This window comes from Streptomyces ziwulingensis, from assembly GCF_039542605.1.
GTDB lineage: Bacteria > Actinomycetota > Actinomycetes > Streptomycetales > Streptomycetaceae > Streptomyces > Streptomyces ziwulingensis.
The window spans coordinates 24,517-40,117 of sequence record NZ_BAABIG010000089.1; the positions used below are offsets into that span (position 1 = coordinate 24,517).

13 protein-coding genes are annotated in these 15,601 nt (G+C 75.0%); 7 read left to right on the forward strand and 6 right to left on the reverse strand.

Going from position 1 to position 15,601, the window contains the following annotated elements:
* Positions 1 to 41: 41 nt before the first annotated feature.
* The gene (gene fes, locus ABEB00_RS33045) at positions 42 to 1,370 is read right to left on the reverse strand and encodes an enterochelin esterase (protein WP_345624389.1); all 1,329 of its coding nucleotides are present in this window, start codon (positions 1,368 to 1,370) and stop codon (positions 42 to 44) included.
* A gap of 175 nt (positions 1,371 to 1,545) precedes the next feature.
* Between fes and ABEB00_RS33050 the strand changes: the two genes are divergently transcribed.
* From ABEB00_RS33050 to ABEB00_RS33070, 5 genes are all read left to right on the forward strand, one after another.
* Entirely contained in the window at positions 1,546 to 2,598 is a 1,053-nt protein-coding gene (locus ABEB00_RS33050; protein ID WP_425586618.1) for a FecCD family ABC transporter permease, read from the forward strand.
* A 104-nt stretch (positions 2,599 to 2,702) separates the two neighbouring features.
* Positions 2,703 to 3,734: a FecCD family ABC transporter permease gene (locus ABEB00_RS33055; protein WP_345624538.1), complete on the forward strand. Its 1,032-nt coding sequence runs from the start codon at positions 2,703 to 2,705 to the stop codon at positions 3,732 to 3,734.
* Between the two features lie 380 nt (positions 3,735 to 4,114).
* Positions 4,115 to 4,495: a DoxX family protein gene (locus tag ABEB00_RS33060; RefSeq protein WP_345624390.1), complete on the forward strand. Its 381-nt coding sequence runs from the start codon at positions 4,115 to 4,117 to the stop codon at positions 4,493 to 4,495.
* On the forward strand, positions 4,492 to 5,010 hold the full coding sequence (locus tag ABEB00_RS33065; RefSeq protein WP_345624391.1) for a peroxiredoxin: 519 nt from the start codon (positions 4,492 to 4,494) through the stop codon (positions 5,008 to 5,010). Before ABEB00_RS33060 ends, ABEB00_RS33065 begins: the two co-directional genes overlap by 4 nt.
* A gap of 19 nt (positions 5,011 to 5,029) precedes the next feature.
* A complete protein-coding gene (locus ABEB00_RS33070) occupies positions 5,030 to 7,378 on the forward strand; it encodes a SpoIIE family protein phosphatase (protein WP_345624392.1) in 2,349 nt (782 codons plus the stop codon).
* A 73-nt stretch (positions 7,379 to 7,451) separates the two neighbouring features.
* Here ABEB00_RS33070 and ABEB00_RS33075 read toward each other — a convergent pair whose 3' ends face one another.
* Complete coding sequence (locus ABEB00_RS33075) at positions 7,452 to 8,282, reverse strand: aldo/keto reductase (RefSeq protein ID WP_345624393.1); 831 nt, start codon at positions 8,280 to 8,282, stop codon at positions 7,452 to 7,454.
* Between the two features lie 181 nt (positions 8,283 to 8,463).
* Between ABEB00_RS33075 and ABEB00_RS33080 the strand changes: the two genes are divergently transcribed.
* Positions 8,464 to 9,447: a TauD/TfdA dioxygenase family protein gene (locus ABEB00_RS33080; RefSeq protein WP_345624394.1), complete on the forward strand. Its 984-nt coding sequence runs from the start codon at positions 8,464 to 8,466 to the stop codon at positions 9,445 to 9,447.
* A gap of 34 nt (positions 9,448 to 9,481) precedes the next feature.
* Here the strand turns inward: ABEB00_RS33080 and ABEB00_RS33085 are convergent, their stop codons facing one another.
* From ABEB00_RS33085 to ABEB00_RS33100, 4 genes are all read right to left on the reverse strand, one after another.
* Positions 9,482 to 10,984 carry a metallophosphoesterase family protein gene (locus ABEB00_RS33085; RefSeq protein ID WP_345624395.1) on the reverse strand — a complete coding sequence of 501 codons (1,503 nt, stop codon included), beginning with the start codon at positions 10,982 to 10,984 and terminating at the stop codon, positions 9,482 to 9,484.
* 72 nt (positions 10,985 to 11,056) lie between these two features.
* Positions 11,057 to 12,055, reverse strand: coding sequence for an MHYT domain-containing protein (locus ABEB00_RS33090; protein WP_345624396.1), 999 nt, complete (start codon positions 12,053 to 12,055; stop codon positions 11,057 to 11,059).
* Positions 12,056 to 12,209: 154 nt separating this feature from the next.
* Positions 12,210 to 12,965, reverse strand: a complete 756-nt coding sequence (locus ABEB00_RS33095; protein WP_345624397.1) for a dienelactone hydrolase family protein — start codon at positions 12,963 to 12,965, stop codon at positions 12,210 to 12,212.
* A gap of 156 nt (positions 12,966 to 13,121) precedes the next feature.
* Entirely contained in the window at positions 13,122 to 13,742 is a 621-nt protein-coding gene (locus ABEB00_RS33100; RefSeq protein ID WP_345624398.1) for an L-threonylcarbamoyladenylate synthase, read from the reverse strand.
* A 165-nt stretch (positions 13,743 to 13,907) separates the two neighbouring features.
* Here ABEB00_RS33100 and ABEB00_RS33105 point away from each other — a divergent pair, with 165 nt between their 5' ends.
* Positions 13,908 to 15,533, forward strand: coding sequence for a helix-turn-helix domain-containing protein (locus ABEB00_RS33105; RefSeq protein ID WP_425586621.1), 1,626 nt, complete (start codon positions 13,908 to 13,910; stop codon positions 15,531 to 15,533).
* Positions 15,534 to 15,601 lie beyond the last annotated feature (68 nt).

The following is a 15,601-nucleotide window of genomic DNA, read 5'->3' on the forward strand; positions in this document are numbered from 1 at the left end:
CGAGTCATGCGGATCGGATGGACAGGGCGGAAAGAGACGGATCAGGGGGCGGCGCGGCCCAGCAGCCGGACCAGGCCGTCGGCCAGCGCTCCGTGCCAGCAGGCGTAGTCGTGGCCGCCGTTGTAGGTGTCGAAGGTGGCCGCGTGGCCGGCCGCGCGCAGCGCGTCGTACAGGGCGCGGCTGTGGTCGACCATGGCGCCCTCGTGGAGTCCGACGTCCAGATGGACCGTCACCGGCCGCGACGGCGTGGTGGCGTAGCGGCCGGCGAGCCAGGGCTCGCCGGAGACGGCGGGTTTCGCGGCGGCCGGCGAGGGCAGTCCGGGGCGCCACCACAGGGAGGCGGACTGAGCGAGCACCTTGCCGAACCGTTCGGGCCGCAGGTGCGCGGCGTACAGCGCGGTCATCGCGCCGAGGCTCTGCCCGGCGACCACGGTTTGCCGGGGGTCGGTGGTGAGCGGCCAGCGGCCCGCCGCCCAGGGCAGCAACTCGTCGGCCAGAAAGGCCACGAAGTGCTCCCGGCCGCCGAGGTCGCGCCACCGGGTCTGCCGGTCCACGGCGTCCGGTGCCACCACCACGAGCGGCGGGATCGCACCGTCGGCGATCAGCGCGTCGAGGGTGTCGGCGAAACCCATCCGCCCGAACCACATGTCACCGTCGCACAGGACCGCCACCGGCAGCGGCACGCCCGCGCCGGGCTCGTGACCCGCCGGCAGGTAGACCCAGGTGTCCCGGTCGCCCACCGGGGCGGCGCCCGCCACCCGGTGCCGTTCGACGCGCCCGGCCGGGACCGTGCCGCGCCGGCCGCTCCAGGGCTGGGCCGGGGCCTTCGGCAGGGCGAAGACCGAACCGTCCGCGGGCTGCCAGCGGGTCGCGACCTTACGGGGGTTGAGCGGGTCGGCGGCGGCGTGCGCCGACAGCGACCGCAGCCGCTGCTGGAGACCGGCCGGGTCGGTCGGTGGCTGCCGGAGCGAGATGTCGGCGGCCATCCGGTACCCGGCCCGGTGGTCGGCGCGCAGCCGCAGGCCCAGGTGCCAGACGTCGGTGCCCGGCACCCGCTCCAGCAGTGAACCGGCCAGGTGGTCGCGGTCGGTGAGGCGGTTGCCGAAGAACAGCACCTGACGGGTGGTGCGATGGCCGCGCCACAGGAACGTGACCGCGCGGTGGCCCGGATCGCCGGCCAACTCCTCGACCAGCGGCGTGCCGGAACGTTCCGCCTCGCGCCAGAACTCGCCCGCCAGGGCGGCGCGTCGTACCGCGTCGGCCCCTTCCGCCTCCGCCAGGAGGCGCGCGACCCGCGGGCCCGTGACCCGTACGGGGCGGACGTCCGGTGCGGTGGCGTCACGGGGGGCGGAAGGGGACAGGGTGGTCATCGGTGTTCTCCGTGACGCTGGTTCGAGGGCAGGCGGAGCGGCAGGGCGTCGACCAGATCGTCAACAGCCCGGTAAGGGTAGCCTAAGCTAATCACATGTCCATTGGAATGTGTGCCCAGCACCGGGCCAAGTCGGCCCCCGCGCCCCGGGGTCGCCCCGGTACGGCGGTCCTCTCGTGAGCGCCGCGACCGCCCCCGCCCCGCCGGACGCGGCGCCGGACGCCCCAAAGCCCCGTACCCGGGCCGCCGTGCGGTCGGGCGGCCTGGTGCTCGGTCTGGTCCTGCTGGTCGCGGCGGCCGCCCTGTCGCTCGCGGTCGGCACCAAGCAGATACCGCTCGACCAGGTCTGGTCCGCCCTGTTCGGCCCGTCGGGCACCGAGAACGACGCGATCGTGCGGGACCTCAGGCTGCCGCGCACCCTCATCGGCGCCGCGGTCGGCGCCGCCCTCGGCCTCGGCGGCGCCGTCATGCAGACCCTGACGCGCAATCCGCTGGCCGACCCCGGGCTGCTCGGCGTCAACGCGGGCGCCGCCGCGGCGGTGGTGACCGCGATCAGTGTCCTCGGCATCACCTCGTTCACCGGCTACCTGTGGTTCGCGCTCATCGGCGCCGCCGTCGCCGCCACCGCCGTCAACGCCCTCGGCGGCGGCCGGTGGGCCACCCCGGTCCGGCTCGCGCTCGCCGGGACCGCCGTCAACGCGGCCCTGTTCGGCTACGTCAACGGCCTCCAGCTCTGGCATCTGAGCACCCTGGACGAGATGCGGTACTGGTCCGTCGGCACCCTCGCGGGCCGCGACGCCGCCCTGCTGCTCAAGGCGGCGCCGCTGCTCGTGGCCGGCGCGCTGCTCGCCTTCGCCCTGGCCCGGCCGCTCGGCGCGATCGCCCTCGGCGAGGACCACGCGCTGGCGCTGGGCACCAGGGTGCGGCGGGTGCGGGTGCTCTCCGTCGTCGCCATCACCCTGCTGTGCGGCGGCGCGACCGCCCTCTGCGGGCCGATCGGCTTCATCGGCCTGATGATCCCGCACGCCGCCCGCGCGTTCTGCGGGCCCGACCCGCGCTGGCTCATGCCGTACTGCGCGGTGTTCGCCCCCGTGCTGATGCTCGTCTCCGACGTGCTCGGGCGGGTCGTCGTGCCGCCCTCCGAGATCGAGGCCGGCACGGTCACCGCGTTCATCGGCGGGCTCCTCTTCATCCACCTGGTACGGCAGCGGAAGGTGGCCCAGTTGTGAGCCCCGTGCAGAACGGTCCCGTACGGGGCCAGGCCGTACCGGACGAGACCGTACGGAACCGGACGGGGGCGAAGGCGACGGCGGCGGCGACGGTTCGCGTCGACATGCGGCGCGGGCTGCTGCGCGCGGGCCGCTGGTCGCTGCGGTTCGACACCCGGGCGGTCCTGGTCTGCGCGGTCCTCGCGGTGACCGCGGCCCTCGCCATGGTCCTCGCCGTCGGCACCGGGACGTACGAGCTGTCCCCGGCCGAGGTGGTGCGCACACTCTTCGGGGACGGCCCGCCCGGCGCCGGGTTCGTCGTGCTCGACCTGCGGCTGCCGCGCGCGGTGGTGGCCGCCCTGGTGGGCTTCGCGATGGGCGCGGCGGGCGCGGTGTTCCAGTCGCTGACCCGCAATCCGCTCGGCAGCCCCGACGTCATCGGCTTCGGCAACGGCGCCTCGGCCGGCGCGCTGGTCGCGATCATCGTCCTGGACGCGGGCGCGGCGCAGACGGCCCTCGGCGCGGTCCTCGGCGGCCTCGCCACCGCCGCGGCCGTCTATCTGCTCGCCTGGAAGCGCGGTGTGCACGGCTACCGGCTCGTACTCGTCGGCATCGGCGCCTCCTCGGTGCTCGGCGCGGCGACCAGCTTCCTCTTCGTGCGCGCGGACATCGGCAAGGCGGCGCAGGCCGCGAGCTGGATGATCGGCTCGCTCAACGCCCGGGACTGGAACGACGTCACGGTCGTGGGCCTGGGGCTGGTGGCCCTGCTGCCGGTGATCCTGGTGTGCGCGCGGCGGCTGACCCTGCTGGAGATGGGCGACGACACCGCCGCCGCGCTGGGTGTGCCGCCGGAGCGGACCCGTCTGGTACTGCTGAGCGCGGGCACCGGACTCACGGCGCTGGCCGTCGCCGCGGCCGGTCCGATCCCGTTCGTGGCCCTGGCCGCGCCGCAGCTCGCGCGCCGGGTGACCCGGGCGTCGGGACCGGGCGTGCTGCCCGCCGCCTGGATGGGCGCGTTCCTGCTGACCGCCGCCGACCTCGTCACCCAGCGGGTGACCGGCTCGGCACTGCTCCCGGTGGGCGTGCTGACCGGCGTGGCGGGCGGCATCTACCTCGCGTGGCTGCTCACCGCCGAACGCCGGGGGGCCCGCCTGTGAAGGGGCGGCGGAGCGGTACGGGGGCCTGAGCCGGGAGTACGGCCGTGCGGCCGCCGGGCGGCTCGCGCCGCCGCCGGGCCGGTGCGGGGGCGTCCACCGGGTTCGGGCGGTCGGGCCGTCTCCTGTGCCCCAGCGCCCCAGTGTCCCCGTGTCCCCGCGCCGCCCAACGCCGATCCCGGGACGGGCGGGACCGGCCGGACCGGCGGGATGGGAGCGGCGGCTGGTGGGGCCGGAGTGAGGCAGCCCCTGGCGGCGGACCGGCCCGCCCCGGCCCGCCCCGGCCCGCCCCGGCCCGCCCCGGCCCACCTGCCGGGACGGCTCCGCCCCGGCGCGGCTTACCGTCGAGTAATATCGCGCGGCAGGCCCCCTGAGGAGGAACCGTGCCACGGTCCGAACGCTCACCCCTGCTGCTCGCCGGCCTGCTGGCCACCGCGGGCGTCGCCCATTTCGCCGCCCCCCGCACCTTCGACGCGATCGTCCCGCGCGGCCTGCCGGGCACGCCCCGCGCCTGGACGTACGCCAGCGGCGCCGTCGAACTCGCCTTGGCGGCCGGCGTCGCCTGGCCACGTACCCGGCGCACCACCGCCCTGGCCGCGGCCGCCTTCTTCGCCGGTGTCTTCCCCGCCAACGTCAAGATGGCCGTGGACTGGCGGCACCGCCCCGCGCCGCAGCGGGCCGCCGCCTACGGACGGCTGCCGCTCCAGGTGCCCCTGGTGCTGTGGGCCCGCGGCGTCGCCCGGAACGGGGAGGGCCGGTCATGAGCGGGGTACCGGGTCCCGGCGACACCGTCGAGGACTTCGCGCTGCCGGACGAGACCGGCACCGAACGCCGTCTGAGCGAGCTGCTGGCCGACGGCCCGGTGGTGCTCTTCTTCTACCCCGCCGCGCTGACCACCGGCTGCACCGCGGAAGCCTGCCACTTCCGCGACCTGGCCGCCGAGTTCGCCGCCGCCGGCGCCCGGCCGGTCGGGATCAGCGGGGACACCGTGGAGCGGCAGCGGGAGTTCGCCGGCCGCCACTCGCTCGGCATGCCGCTGCTCTCCGACCCGGACGGCACGGTCCGCGAGCGCTTCGGGGTGCGCCGGGGATTCTCCCTGGCCCCGACCAGACGGGTGACCTTCGTGCTCGCCGAGGACCGCACCGTCCTCGACGTCGTCCGCAGCGAGCTGCGCATGGCCGCCCACGCCGACCGCGCCCTCGCCGCGGTGCGCGCCCACCGCGGCTCCGGCGACGACTTCGGTGACTCCGGCACCGCCGCAGTTGATAGCGGGGCGTAAAGGGATAATCCTGGACGGCATGGAGCAGGCCTCCGCTGCGGCGATCGTGGACACCCACGGCAGGGTGACGGGGTGGAGCGAGGGCGCCCGGGAACTGACCGGCTGGCCGGCCGAGGAGGCCGTCGGCCGGGCCGCGCGTGAGCTGCTCGCCCAGGAGCCGCCGCCCGGGGGCCCCGCCGCGCTGACGGGCACGGTACTGGTCCGGCACCGGGACGGCACCGCCGTACCGCTCACCCTGCGGAGCTGGCCCCTGCTGGGGGCCGACGGCGCACCGCACGGCTACGCGGTGACCACCGGGCCGCCGGGGGACGCGCCGCTCGTGCTGACCGGGGAGACCTTCCGGCAGTCGTCCGTGTCGATGTCCGTCCACGACGTCCACCAGCGCTATCTGCGGGCCAACGACACGGCCTGCCGGATGCTGGGCGTGCCGGAGGAGGAGCTGATCGGGAGGCTGCTGCCGGAGGTGATGGAAGGTGTCGACGCGGACGGCTCCGGGTTCCTGCGGCACTTGCGGCGGGTGGCCGAGACGGGCCGGCCCACCCAGTACGAGAGCTATACGCCCGTCTCCTCCCGGCTGGGCGAGCACACCTGGACGGTCGAGATGTGGCCGGTCCGCGACGCGGACGACCAGATCGCCGCCGTCGCCATGGCGGGGTTCGACACCACCGGGCAGCACCGCGCCCGCCAGCGGCTGGACCTGCTCAACGAGGCCGCCGCCGGCATCGGCACCACCCTGGACGTGGTCCGCACCGCCGAGGAGCTGATCGAGTTCCTGGTGCCCCGGTTCGCCGACTTCGCCAGCGTCGACCTGCTCGACTGGGTGCTGGGGGCCACCGAGCCCCTCGCGGTGGCGGCCGAGAACGTCTCCCTGCGCCGGGTGGCCCACCGCGCCGCCCGCGAGGGCTTCCCGCACCCCTCCGTGCACCTCGGCGAGAGCGACGTCTACCCGCCGTACTCCGGGCCCGCCCGCGCGGTCAAGGAGGGGCGGGCGGTGCTCAGCGGACCGGGCGAGGAGGACTTCGACCGCTGGATGCGCGCGCGCAACGCCCAGGCCCCGCACAATCGCGGCTTCCGCGACCGCGTCCGCTCCACTCTGTCGGTGCCGCTGCGGGCCCGTGGCACCATCCTCGGCGTCGGGGTCCTCGCCCGCGCCGACCCGCAGGCCCCCTACGTCGCCGACGACGTCGTCCTCGCCGAGGAACTGGCCAGCCGGGCCGCCGTCTGCGTGGACAACGCCCGCCGGTTCGCCCGGGAACGCAGCACCGCGCTGGCCCTCCAGCACAGCCTGCTGCCCACCGGCCTGCCCGGCCAGGCGGCCGTCGAGGTGGCCCACCGCTATCTGCCCTCGGGCTCCGCGGCCGGCATCGGCGGCGACTGGTTCGACGTCATCCCGCTCTCCGGCAGCCGGGTCGCGCTGGTCGTCGGCGACGTCGTCGGCCACGGCATCCCCTCCTCGGCGACCATGGGCCGGCTCTGCACGGCCGTACGCACCCTCGCCGACGTGGACCTGCCGCCCGACGAACTCCTCACCCATCTGGACGACCTAGTCACCCATCTGGCCTCGGGCGACGACGGCGACGGCGACGGGGTCGCCGAGGTCGGCGCCACCTGCCTGTACGCCGTCTACGACCCGGTCACCCAGAACCTCACCCTGGCCGGCGCGGGACATCCCGCGCCCGCTCTCGTCCTGCCGGACGGCACCGCACGGCTCGTGCCCATGTCCGCCGGTCCGCCGCTGGGCGTCGGCGGCCTGCCCTTCGAGTCGACGGAGCTGAGGCTGCCCGAGGGCGCGGTCGTGGCGCTGTACACCGACGGCCTGATCGAGGACCGGGACCGGGACGTCGACCACGCCACCGCCGAGCTGTGCCGCTCGCTGGCCGCGCCCGTCGCCTCGCTGGACGCGCTGTGCGACTCGGTGCTCAAGGCGGTGATGCCGGAGAACCCCAGCGACGACATCGCCCTGCTGCTGGCCCGGACCCGGGCCCTCGGTGCCGACCGCGTCGCCACCTGGGACGTCTCGGCGGACCCCGCGCAGGTCGCCGCCACCCGCCGGTCCGTCATGGCCCGGCTCACCGCCTGGGGGCTGGACGAGACGGCGTTCGTCACCGAACTCGTCGTCAGCGAACTGGTCACCAACGCCATCCGGTACGGCGAGCCGCCCATCCAGTTGCGGCTCATCCGCGACCGCAGCCTCATCTGCGAGGTGTCCGACGGCAGTTCCACCTCACCGCACCTGCGCCGGGCGCACGCCTTCGACGAGGGCGGCCGGGGCCTGTTGCTGGTCGCCCAGCTCACCCAGCGCTGGGGCAGCAGGCAGACCGGCAGCGGCAAGACCATCTGGGCGGAACAGCCGCTGCCGGCGGAGTGACCCGCTCCGGAACACCTCGGAGCGCGTCGGACACGTCAGAACACGTCCGAACGGGTCGGACACGTCTGAAGCGTCAGAACTCCTCGTGCGTCTCCGGGTCGCCGCCGAGCCGCCGGTGCTCCCGGCCGGCGACCGCCCGCATCTGCTCGTCGTCCAGCTCGAAGCCGAAGACGTCCAGGTTGGCGCGGAGCCGGCCGGGGTCCGACGATTTGGGGATGGGCACCGCGCCGAGCTGGGCGTGCCAGCGCAGCACCACCTGGCCGGGCGTCACGCCGTGCGCCTCGGCGACCGCGGCGACGGCCGGGTCGTCGAGCACGTCGCTGCCGCGTCCCAGCGGGCTCCAGCTCTCGGTGACGATGCCCTTGCGCGTGTGAAAGGCCCGCAGCTCCTCCTGCGGCAGCAACGGGTGCAGCTCGATCTGGTTGACGGCGGGCAGGACACCGGTCTCCTTCTCCAGCCGCTCCAGGTGCTCGGCGGTGAAGTTGGAGACGCCGACCGAGCGCACCAGACCGTCCTCGCGGAGCTTGAGCATCGCCTTGAAGGAGTCCACGTACTTGTCCACCCGCGGCAGCGGCCAGTGGATCAGGTACAGGTCGACGTAGTCCACGCCCAGGCGGGTGCGGGACTCCTCGAAGGAGGCGAGCGTCGTCTCGTAGCCGTGGTGGCGGCCGGGGAGCTTGGTGGTGACGACTATCTCCTCGCGCGGGACGCCACTGGCGGCGAGCCCGCGGCCGACGCCCCGTTCGTTGCGGTAGTTCGTCGCCGTGTCGACCAGGCGGTAGCCCAGGCCCAGGGCCTCGGCCACCGTCCGCTCCGCCTCCGCGTCGTCCATCGGCCAGGTGCCCAGGCCCAGGGCGGGGAGCGGGCGGCCGTCGTTGAGCGTGTGTGCCGGGATGCTGACCACGGGAGAGACCTTTCCTCGACTGCGGGACGGTACGGGCGGCGGGTGCCGCCCCTTACAGCCTCCGGGACGGCACGGCGATGATCAACCCGGTGCCGGGTTCCCCGGGGCGCTGTCGCCATAACCGGCGGGGACTGACACGCTCGTCGTCGGATCTGACCCGGAACGACCCCTCGGAGCGCGCATGACCACGGACAGGACCACGGCGGAGCGGACCGTACGGCGGGACGCGGACACCGGGATCGAGGTGCGGCCCGCCGCGGGCCACATCGGCGCCGACCTCACCGGCGTCGACCTGGCCGGCCCCCTCGACGACGCGCAGGTCGCCGCGGTGCGGGCGGCGATGCTGCGCTGGAAGGTGGTCTTCTTCCGCGACCAGCGGCTCGACCACGACGCGCACGTCGCCCTCGCCCGCCGCTTCGGCACCCCCGTCGTCCTGCCCCGCCGCGGCAAGGCGTCCCCGCCGGACCGTCCCGAGATCGAGACGACCGCCGACCGCCTGGAGCTGGGCGGGCGGTTCGGCATGGAGCACGACGAGTGGCTCGCGCGCCGCCGCCACACCCTGCTGCGCGGCTGGCACTGCGACCACGGCGCCCGCGTCGACCCGCCGGCCGCGACGATCCTGCGCGCCGAGACCGTCCCGCCCTACGGCGGCGACACCACCTGGGCCAACCTGGCCGCCGCCTACGCCGGACTCTCCGCCCCGCTGCGGGCGTTCGTCGACGGGCTGCGCGCCGAACACCGGCTCGGGGTCGGCTACCAGCCCCGGCCCGGCGACGACGCCTACGTCCGCCGGCTGCTGGACCACCAGATCGCCACCGACCACCCGCTGGTGCGCGTCCACCCGGAGACGGGGGAGCGGGTGCTGTACGTCAACGGCTACTACGTCGAGCAGATCACCGGCCTCTCCCGCCCCGAGAGCGCCGCCGTCCTCCAGATGCTGCTGGAGCAGGCGACCCGGCCCGAGTACACGGTCCGCTTCCGCTGGGAGCCGGGCAGCGTGGCCTTCTGGGACAACCGGGCCACCATCCATCTCGCGCCCGGCGACAGCGCGCACCTGGAGCACCCGCGGATCATGCACCGCGTGATGCTCGCCGGAGACGTCCCCGTCGGCGTCGACGGCCGCCCCTCCGAGCCGCTGACCGGCAGCGAACCGGGTCGCTGGTGACCGGGTCGCCGGTGACCGGAGTGCCGGTGACCGGTCAGACCAGCGGGATCACCACCTCGTCCTCGATCGGCGGGTCGATCTCCTGCGCCCGGTTGCCGGTGGCGGCGTGGCAGCGCAGCTTCACCGCCTCGGGAGTCACGTCCAGCCGCAGGAAGCATTTGAAGAAGGGCGGGCTGTACGTCGCCGAACCCGGCGAGAACACCTGCGTGTAGATCTTCCGCACCGGCAGCCGGAACCGCTTCCTCTTCTCGGGGCGGCTCCCGGTGCCCAGCAGCCCGGCGACCAGCCGGGAGCGCCGGGTGACCCGCGCCGCACCGCTGCCGGCGCGGGTCGGTCCGATCTCCAGCCGCTCGGCTATGGCGGCGGTCGCCTCGTCCGCGGTGAGGGTGAACAGGCGCCGCAGCCGCAGCCGGCGGCCGTAGAGCGCGCTGTAGAAGGCGAGCGAGTCGCCGCGCAGCGGATAGCAGCGGAAGTCGCGCTCGCTCACCCCGCCGACGTTCACCCGGGGGATGGTGTGGGTGGCGTGCATGAACGCCCCGCCGCCGCCCGCCACCACGTACTGGATCGTGCGCTCGCCCACCCGCACCGGGTAGCGCTGGTAGTTGTGGATGTCGCCGCCTATCGCCGCGACGTAGTGGTGCTCCGGGTCGCGGACGATCTCGTCGACGGTGCCACCGCCCTCGATCGGGCACGGGTGGTGCTCGCCGTCGACGTACAGGGGCGAGCCGGTGACGAGGATCTTCGGCCGCCGCCCCCGGGAGACCTCGCGCAGCCAGGCGCCCTGCTCGGCGTCGAGGGTGCCCAGCAGTCCCGTGTCGATGCCGACTATGCGCACCGGTCCCGCGTCGATCGCCCAGTACGGACCGGGCTGTTCGGCCCGCTGCCCGGGCGCGGAGCGCAGCGCCCGCGCCTCGGTCAGGTGGCGCCCGTCGTCCGGGCGCGGCCGGTGCCACAGCAGGGCGCGCAGCCGGGCGCGGCTCAGCAGGCGCGGCGCCGGTTCGGGCGGCAGCGGCGGGGCGTCCCCGCAGAAGACGCGCATGAAACCGCCGAGGTCCTCGTACCAGTCGTGGTTGCCCGGTATGGCGTAGACCGGCGCCGGATAGTCCTGGTACGGGCGGAAGAACTTGGTGCCGTAGTCGTCGGCGCTGCCCACCGGGTAGATCACATCACTGGCGAGGACCGCGAACCGGGTGTCCGCGCCGGCCCGCAACAGCCCCGGCACCACCGCGTACTGCGGATCGTCGCCCTCCCCGGTGTCGCCGATGACGAGGAAGGAGAACCGGTCCGGGTCGTCCCGGCGGATCACCTTGTCGGCGGCGGCCCCGGCCGCGGCGCGCTGCGCCACCCAGCGGGACCGGGTACGGCCCGTGGGGTCCCCGAAGAGGGAGGCCAGCACGCCGTTGCGGGCGGCCCACAGCATCCTGGGGTCGAGCCAGGAGATCTTCTCGACGCGCTCCGGCATCAGCCGCCGGTACGCGCCGCGTTCGGTGGTGCCCCAGCCGGCGCCTTCGGCGGTGTCACGTGATGAGTCAGGCATCCCGGCACCGTAACAACGGTCCGCGGGTCCGCGGCAGGCGGAGCCCCCGTTGTCAGCGACCGTCGACGGCCGTCAACGCCGCTGCCGGGGGTGGGAGTTCACGGTCGGCGGCCGGTGCGAGGCGCCGGGGCCGCGGGGCGGTCCGGGACGGCCGGTCCCACCGGGACGGCCGACGGCGGAGGGACCCTGAGCGGACGGCGGAGCGGACCGGGAAGTGGGCACGGCAGGAGGCACGGGGGTGGGCGCCGAGGACCGGTGCGCGGCCGGGGGAGCGGACCCGCGGCCGGCCGGGGCGGACGGGCCCCGGCCGGGGGCGGGCGGCCGGCTCCACTCGCCCTCGCCGAGCACCAGCAGCGGGTCGAACATCACCACCACCCCGGCCAGCAGCAGGAAGACGACCGGGCCGAGCAGCATCGGCAGCAGCAGGGAGGTGGGCGAGTCGCCCGCCCAGTAGCCGCCCGCCGTGCCGTGCACATGGACGCTGACCGCGGACATCGCCGTGTAGTGCATGCCGCAGACGGCCACGCCCATGACCAGGCTGGCCCCGAGGCTCGCCAGGAACCCCCGGACGGTCACCGCCGCCCACAGCGCCGCCGTCGCGGCGGCCACGGCGATCACGACCGAGACGACGACGGTCACCGCGTCGTAGCGGACGTCCCCGTCCAGCCGCATCGCCGCCATGCCCAGGTAGTGCATGGCGGCCACCCCGAGCCCGGTGACGAGGCCCGCGAGGGCCAGCGCGCCGCGCCCGGTGCCCCGGTACCCCACGATGAACACGCCGATGCCGACCACGACGACCGCCACGACGAGGCTGAGCACGGTGAGCGGCACGTCGTAGCGGATGCGGGTCTCCACGACCTGGAAACCGGTCATGCCGATGAAGTGCATCGTCCAGATCCCGCAGCCGATGCAGACCGTACCCAGCGCCAGCCACCCCGCCTTGAACGACGGCGCGTGGAGCAGTGACCGGACCGTGCAGCGCAGTCCCAGTGCCCCGCCCAGACAAGCCATCAGATAGGCCGCCACCGGGGTCACCCACCCGTACCGGAACCCGTCGACCGTACCTTCCATGCGCCAACTCCCCCCAGAGCACCCGCGTGTCGTGCAGCAAGGTCTAACGGGCGAGGTGGCGCGGGGCAAGGTCTACCGGGGGCCGATCTGAAAAGACCTCTTCCGGACGCTGTAGCGGAACGCACCCTTCAGCGGGCGTTGCACCACATCCCGCTCAGAACGTGCGCTTGAGCAGGTCGAGCAGTGCCGTCCAGTGCCGCTCGGTGGCCCCTTCGTCGTACGCGGTGGTGTCGGCCTGCGTGTAGCCGTGGTGCGCGCCGGCGTAGACCTCGCAGCGGTGGCGGACGCCGGCCGCGGTCAGGGCCGCGGCCAGGCGCTCCTGCTGCTCCGGGGGGAGGGACTCGTCCTGGTCGGCGTGGCCGAAGTACAGCTCGGCGGTGATCCGGTCCGCCACCAGATGCGGGCTGTCCGGTCCGCCGGGGGCCAGTTGCGCGCCGTGGAAGCCGGCCGCGGCGGCGACCCGATCGGGGTAGGTGCCGGCGGTGAGCAGCGCGAGCCGGGCGCCCATGCAGTAACCGGTCAGCGCGACCGGACCGTCCGCCGCGACCGGGCTCGCGGCCAGCCAGCGCAGGAACGCGTCCGCGTCCCGCATCGCCAGGTCGGTGGTGTACGTCCGCATGACCGGCACAAGGTGCTCGAAGATCCCCGGCCGCGACGCGTCGTCGATGAAGTCGGGCAGCTCGACGACCGGCGCCCGCCCGTGCCGGTACATCACGTTGGGCACCAGCACGGTGTACCCGGCACCGGCCAGCCGGTCGGCCATGGACCGGAGCCGCGGCCGCAGCCCGAAGGCGTCCATGTAGAACAGCACCGCCGGATGCGGCTCCCCGTCGCCGGGGTGCGCCAGATAGGCGTCGGCGGTGCCGTCCTCGGTGGGGATGTCGACAGCGGTTCCCTGTACGGCGGTCATGGCTGGGCTGCCTCTCTGTGGTGACGTCGGCACACGGCCCGCCCGTCAACCGGGCGGGCCACCGCGGTCATCGTGTCATCGTGGCACGCCCGCCCGTCCCTCTCGCCGACCGCCCCCCAGGGTGTACGACCCGGGTCCGGGCGGCGCCCCGGCCGCTCAGGCGAACCGGTCCGGGTCGCCCGCGCCCCGCCGTACGATCTCCACCTCGTCCCCGGAGAAGTCGACGACCGTGGTCGGCTCGGTGCCGCAGTCACCGGAGTCGACCACCGCGTCCAGGACGTGGTCGAGCCGGTCCTTGATCTCCCAGCCCTGGGTCAGCGGCTCCTCCTCGCCGGGCAGCAGCAGCGTGCTGGAGAGCAGCGGCTCCCCGAGTTCGGTGAGGAGCGCCTGGGTGACCACGTGGTCCGGAATGCGTACCCCGACGGTCTTCTTCTTCGGGTGCTGGAGCACGCGCGGGACCTCGCGCGTCGCGGGCAGGATGAACGTGTAGCTGCCGGGCGTGGATGCCTTGATCGCCCGGAACACGTCGTTGTCGATCCGCACGAACTGCCCGAGCTGTGCGAAGTCCTGGCACATCAGGGTGAAGTGGTGCCGGCCGTCGAGCTGCCGGATGGAACGGATGCGGTCGATGCCGTCACGGCCGCCCAGCCGGCTGCCCAGCGCGTAGCAGGAGTCCGTCGGGTACGCGATCAGCGCGTCCGCGCGGATGCTCTGCACGATCTGGGAGATGGTGCGCGGCTGCGGGTTGTCGGGGTGCACGTCGAAGTACTTCGCCATCCGCCGAGCTTATGCCGCCCGCCGGCGCCGGTTGCGCAAGGCCCCTGGAAGATCACCCGGCCCGGCCCGGCATGGGGTAGGGTCCCGTCTTCCGTCCCGGGCCGGGTACCGGGCCCGGTGAGAGGCGAGGACGGCGAGGACGCCGAGGACGAGGAGAGCCCCGACGTGGTGGGCCGCGAGGACGACGGCGGCCGGCGGGCCGGGTGGGCGGAGCAGTTGCTCGACCACCTGCGGCCGGCCGGGAGCGACGTGCACCGGGTGGTGGCCTGGCTGGCCGACACCGTCCAGGGGGACGTCTCGCTCCAGGACGGCACCGGCCGCCTGCTCGCCGGCACCCCGGCGGTACTGGACCGGACGCTCGTACGAGCCCTCACCTCGGGCCGGCTCGCCACCGCCGCGTGGGAGGCGGCGGGACACCATCGGCGTCTCGTCCGCGTCGAACGGGGCAAGGGCATCGAGCGGGCCGGCACGGCCGACGGAGCCGACCCGGTCGAGGGGGCCGAACCGGTCGGCGGTCCGGCCCACCCGGCTCACCCCGCCCACCCCGCCCGCGTCCCCCCGCGGGACCCGGCGGCCGCCGTGCTCGCGGTGACCCGGGGTGTTCCCTTCGACCGGCACACCTTCGACATCGTCGTCCGCACCGCCCAGGTCGTCGCCCTTGTGCTGGCGACCCACGAGTCCGCCGAGGCCGGCCGGCGGCTGCGGCGGGCCGCCGCCGCTCTGCGGCTGGCGATCCTGCAACTGCTGATGGTGGAGGACACCGTCTCCGCCCGGCGGGTCGCCGCCGGGCTCTGGCCGGGGCTGCTGGACGCCGACACCGCCTGCGTCCACGTCCTGGAGAGCCACCCCTCGCGGCGTGACCGGCTCGCCGAGGAGTGCCGGGAGGCGACGCGCGAGCGCGCGCTCGTCGTGCGCTGCCCGGCCGTGGACGGACACGTCATCGTCGTGGCGCCGCACGAGAGCGAGGGCGAGACGCTGCGCTCGCTGGTCGGCCGGACCCCGGACGTCTACCTCGGCGGCAGCGCCCCGCACAGCCTGGCGCAGACCGCCGCCGCGTACGGGCAGGCCGCGTCGGCGCTGGCCGTCGCCCGCGTCCGCCCCGGCCGGACCGCGGTGTACGCCGAACGCACCCGCCCCGAGGGCCTGATGGACCCGGTGGCGCTGGACGGCTTCACGGCCCGCCTGCTGCGGCCGCTGGACACGCTGCCGCACCACACCCGTGCCGAACTGCTCGCCACCACCCGCCTCGGCCTGGAGTTCACCGCCGTCAACGCCGCGAAGATACTCGGCGTCAGCCGCAACACCGTCCGCGCCCGGATGGACCGGGTGGAACGGCTGCTGCGCACCGACTTCGCCGACCTCACCGCCCGGGCCGCCGTCCACGTGGCCCTCAACGCCGAGGCGGGCCTGCGACGCCGGCCGGGCCCCGGCGCCCCCGACGAGCCGGCCCCGGGACGGTTCACCGACCTGCTGACCCGGCCCGCGCTGCGCACCTGGGCCGGCGAGCTGCTCGCCCGGCTCGACGCGGACGCCCGCAACCCGCGCCGCACCCTGCGGGCCTGGGTCGCGGCCGGCGGCAACGCCGAGCGGGCGGCCCGGACGCTGGGCGTCCACGCCCAGACCGTCCGCGAACACGTGCGCAGCGCCGAACCCGTCCTGGAGCGGCAACTGCTCGCCTCCGGCAGCGACCTGTACGAGGTCGTCCTCGCCCTGCTGGCCGCCGGCGACCTCGCCGAGCCCGCCCCGCACGGGACGAAACCGGACCCTTGGGACCCACCTGTGCACGGTTGAGCCCCGGCGGCCCGCCGGTGGGCACCGACGCGATTCACAACGGCCGCCACCTCGGAGTAGCTTCGGAC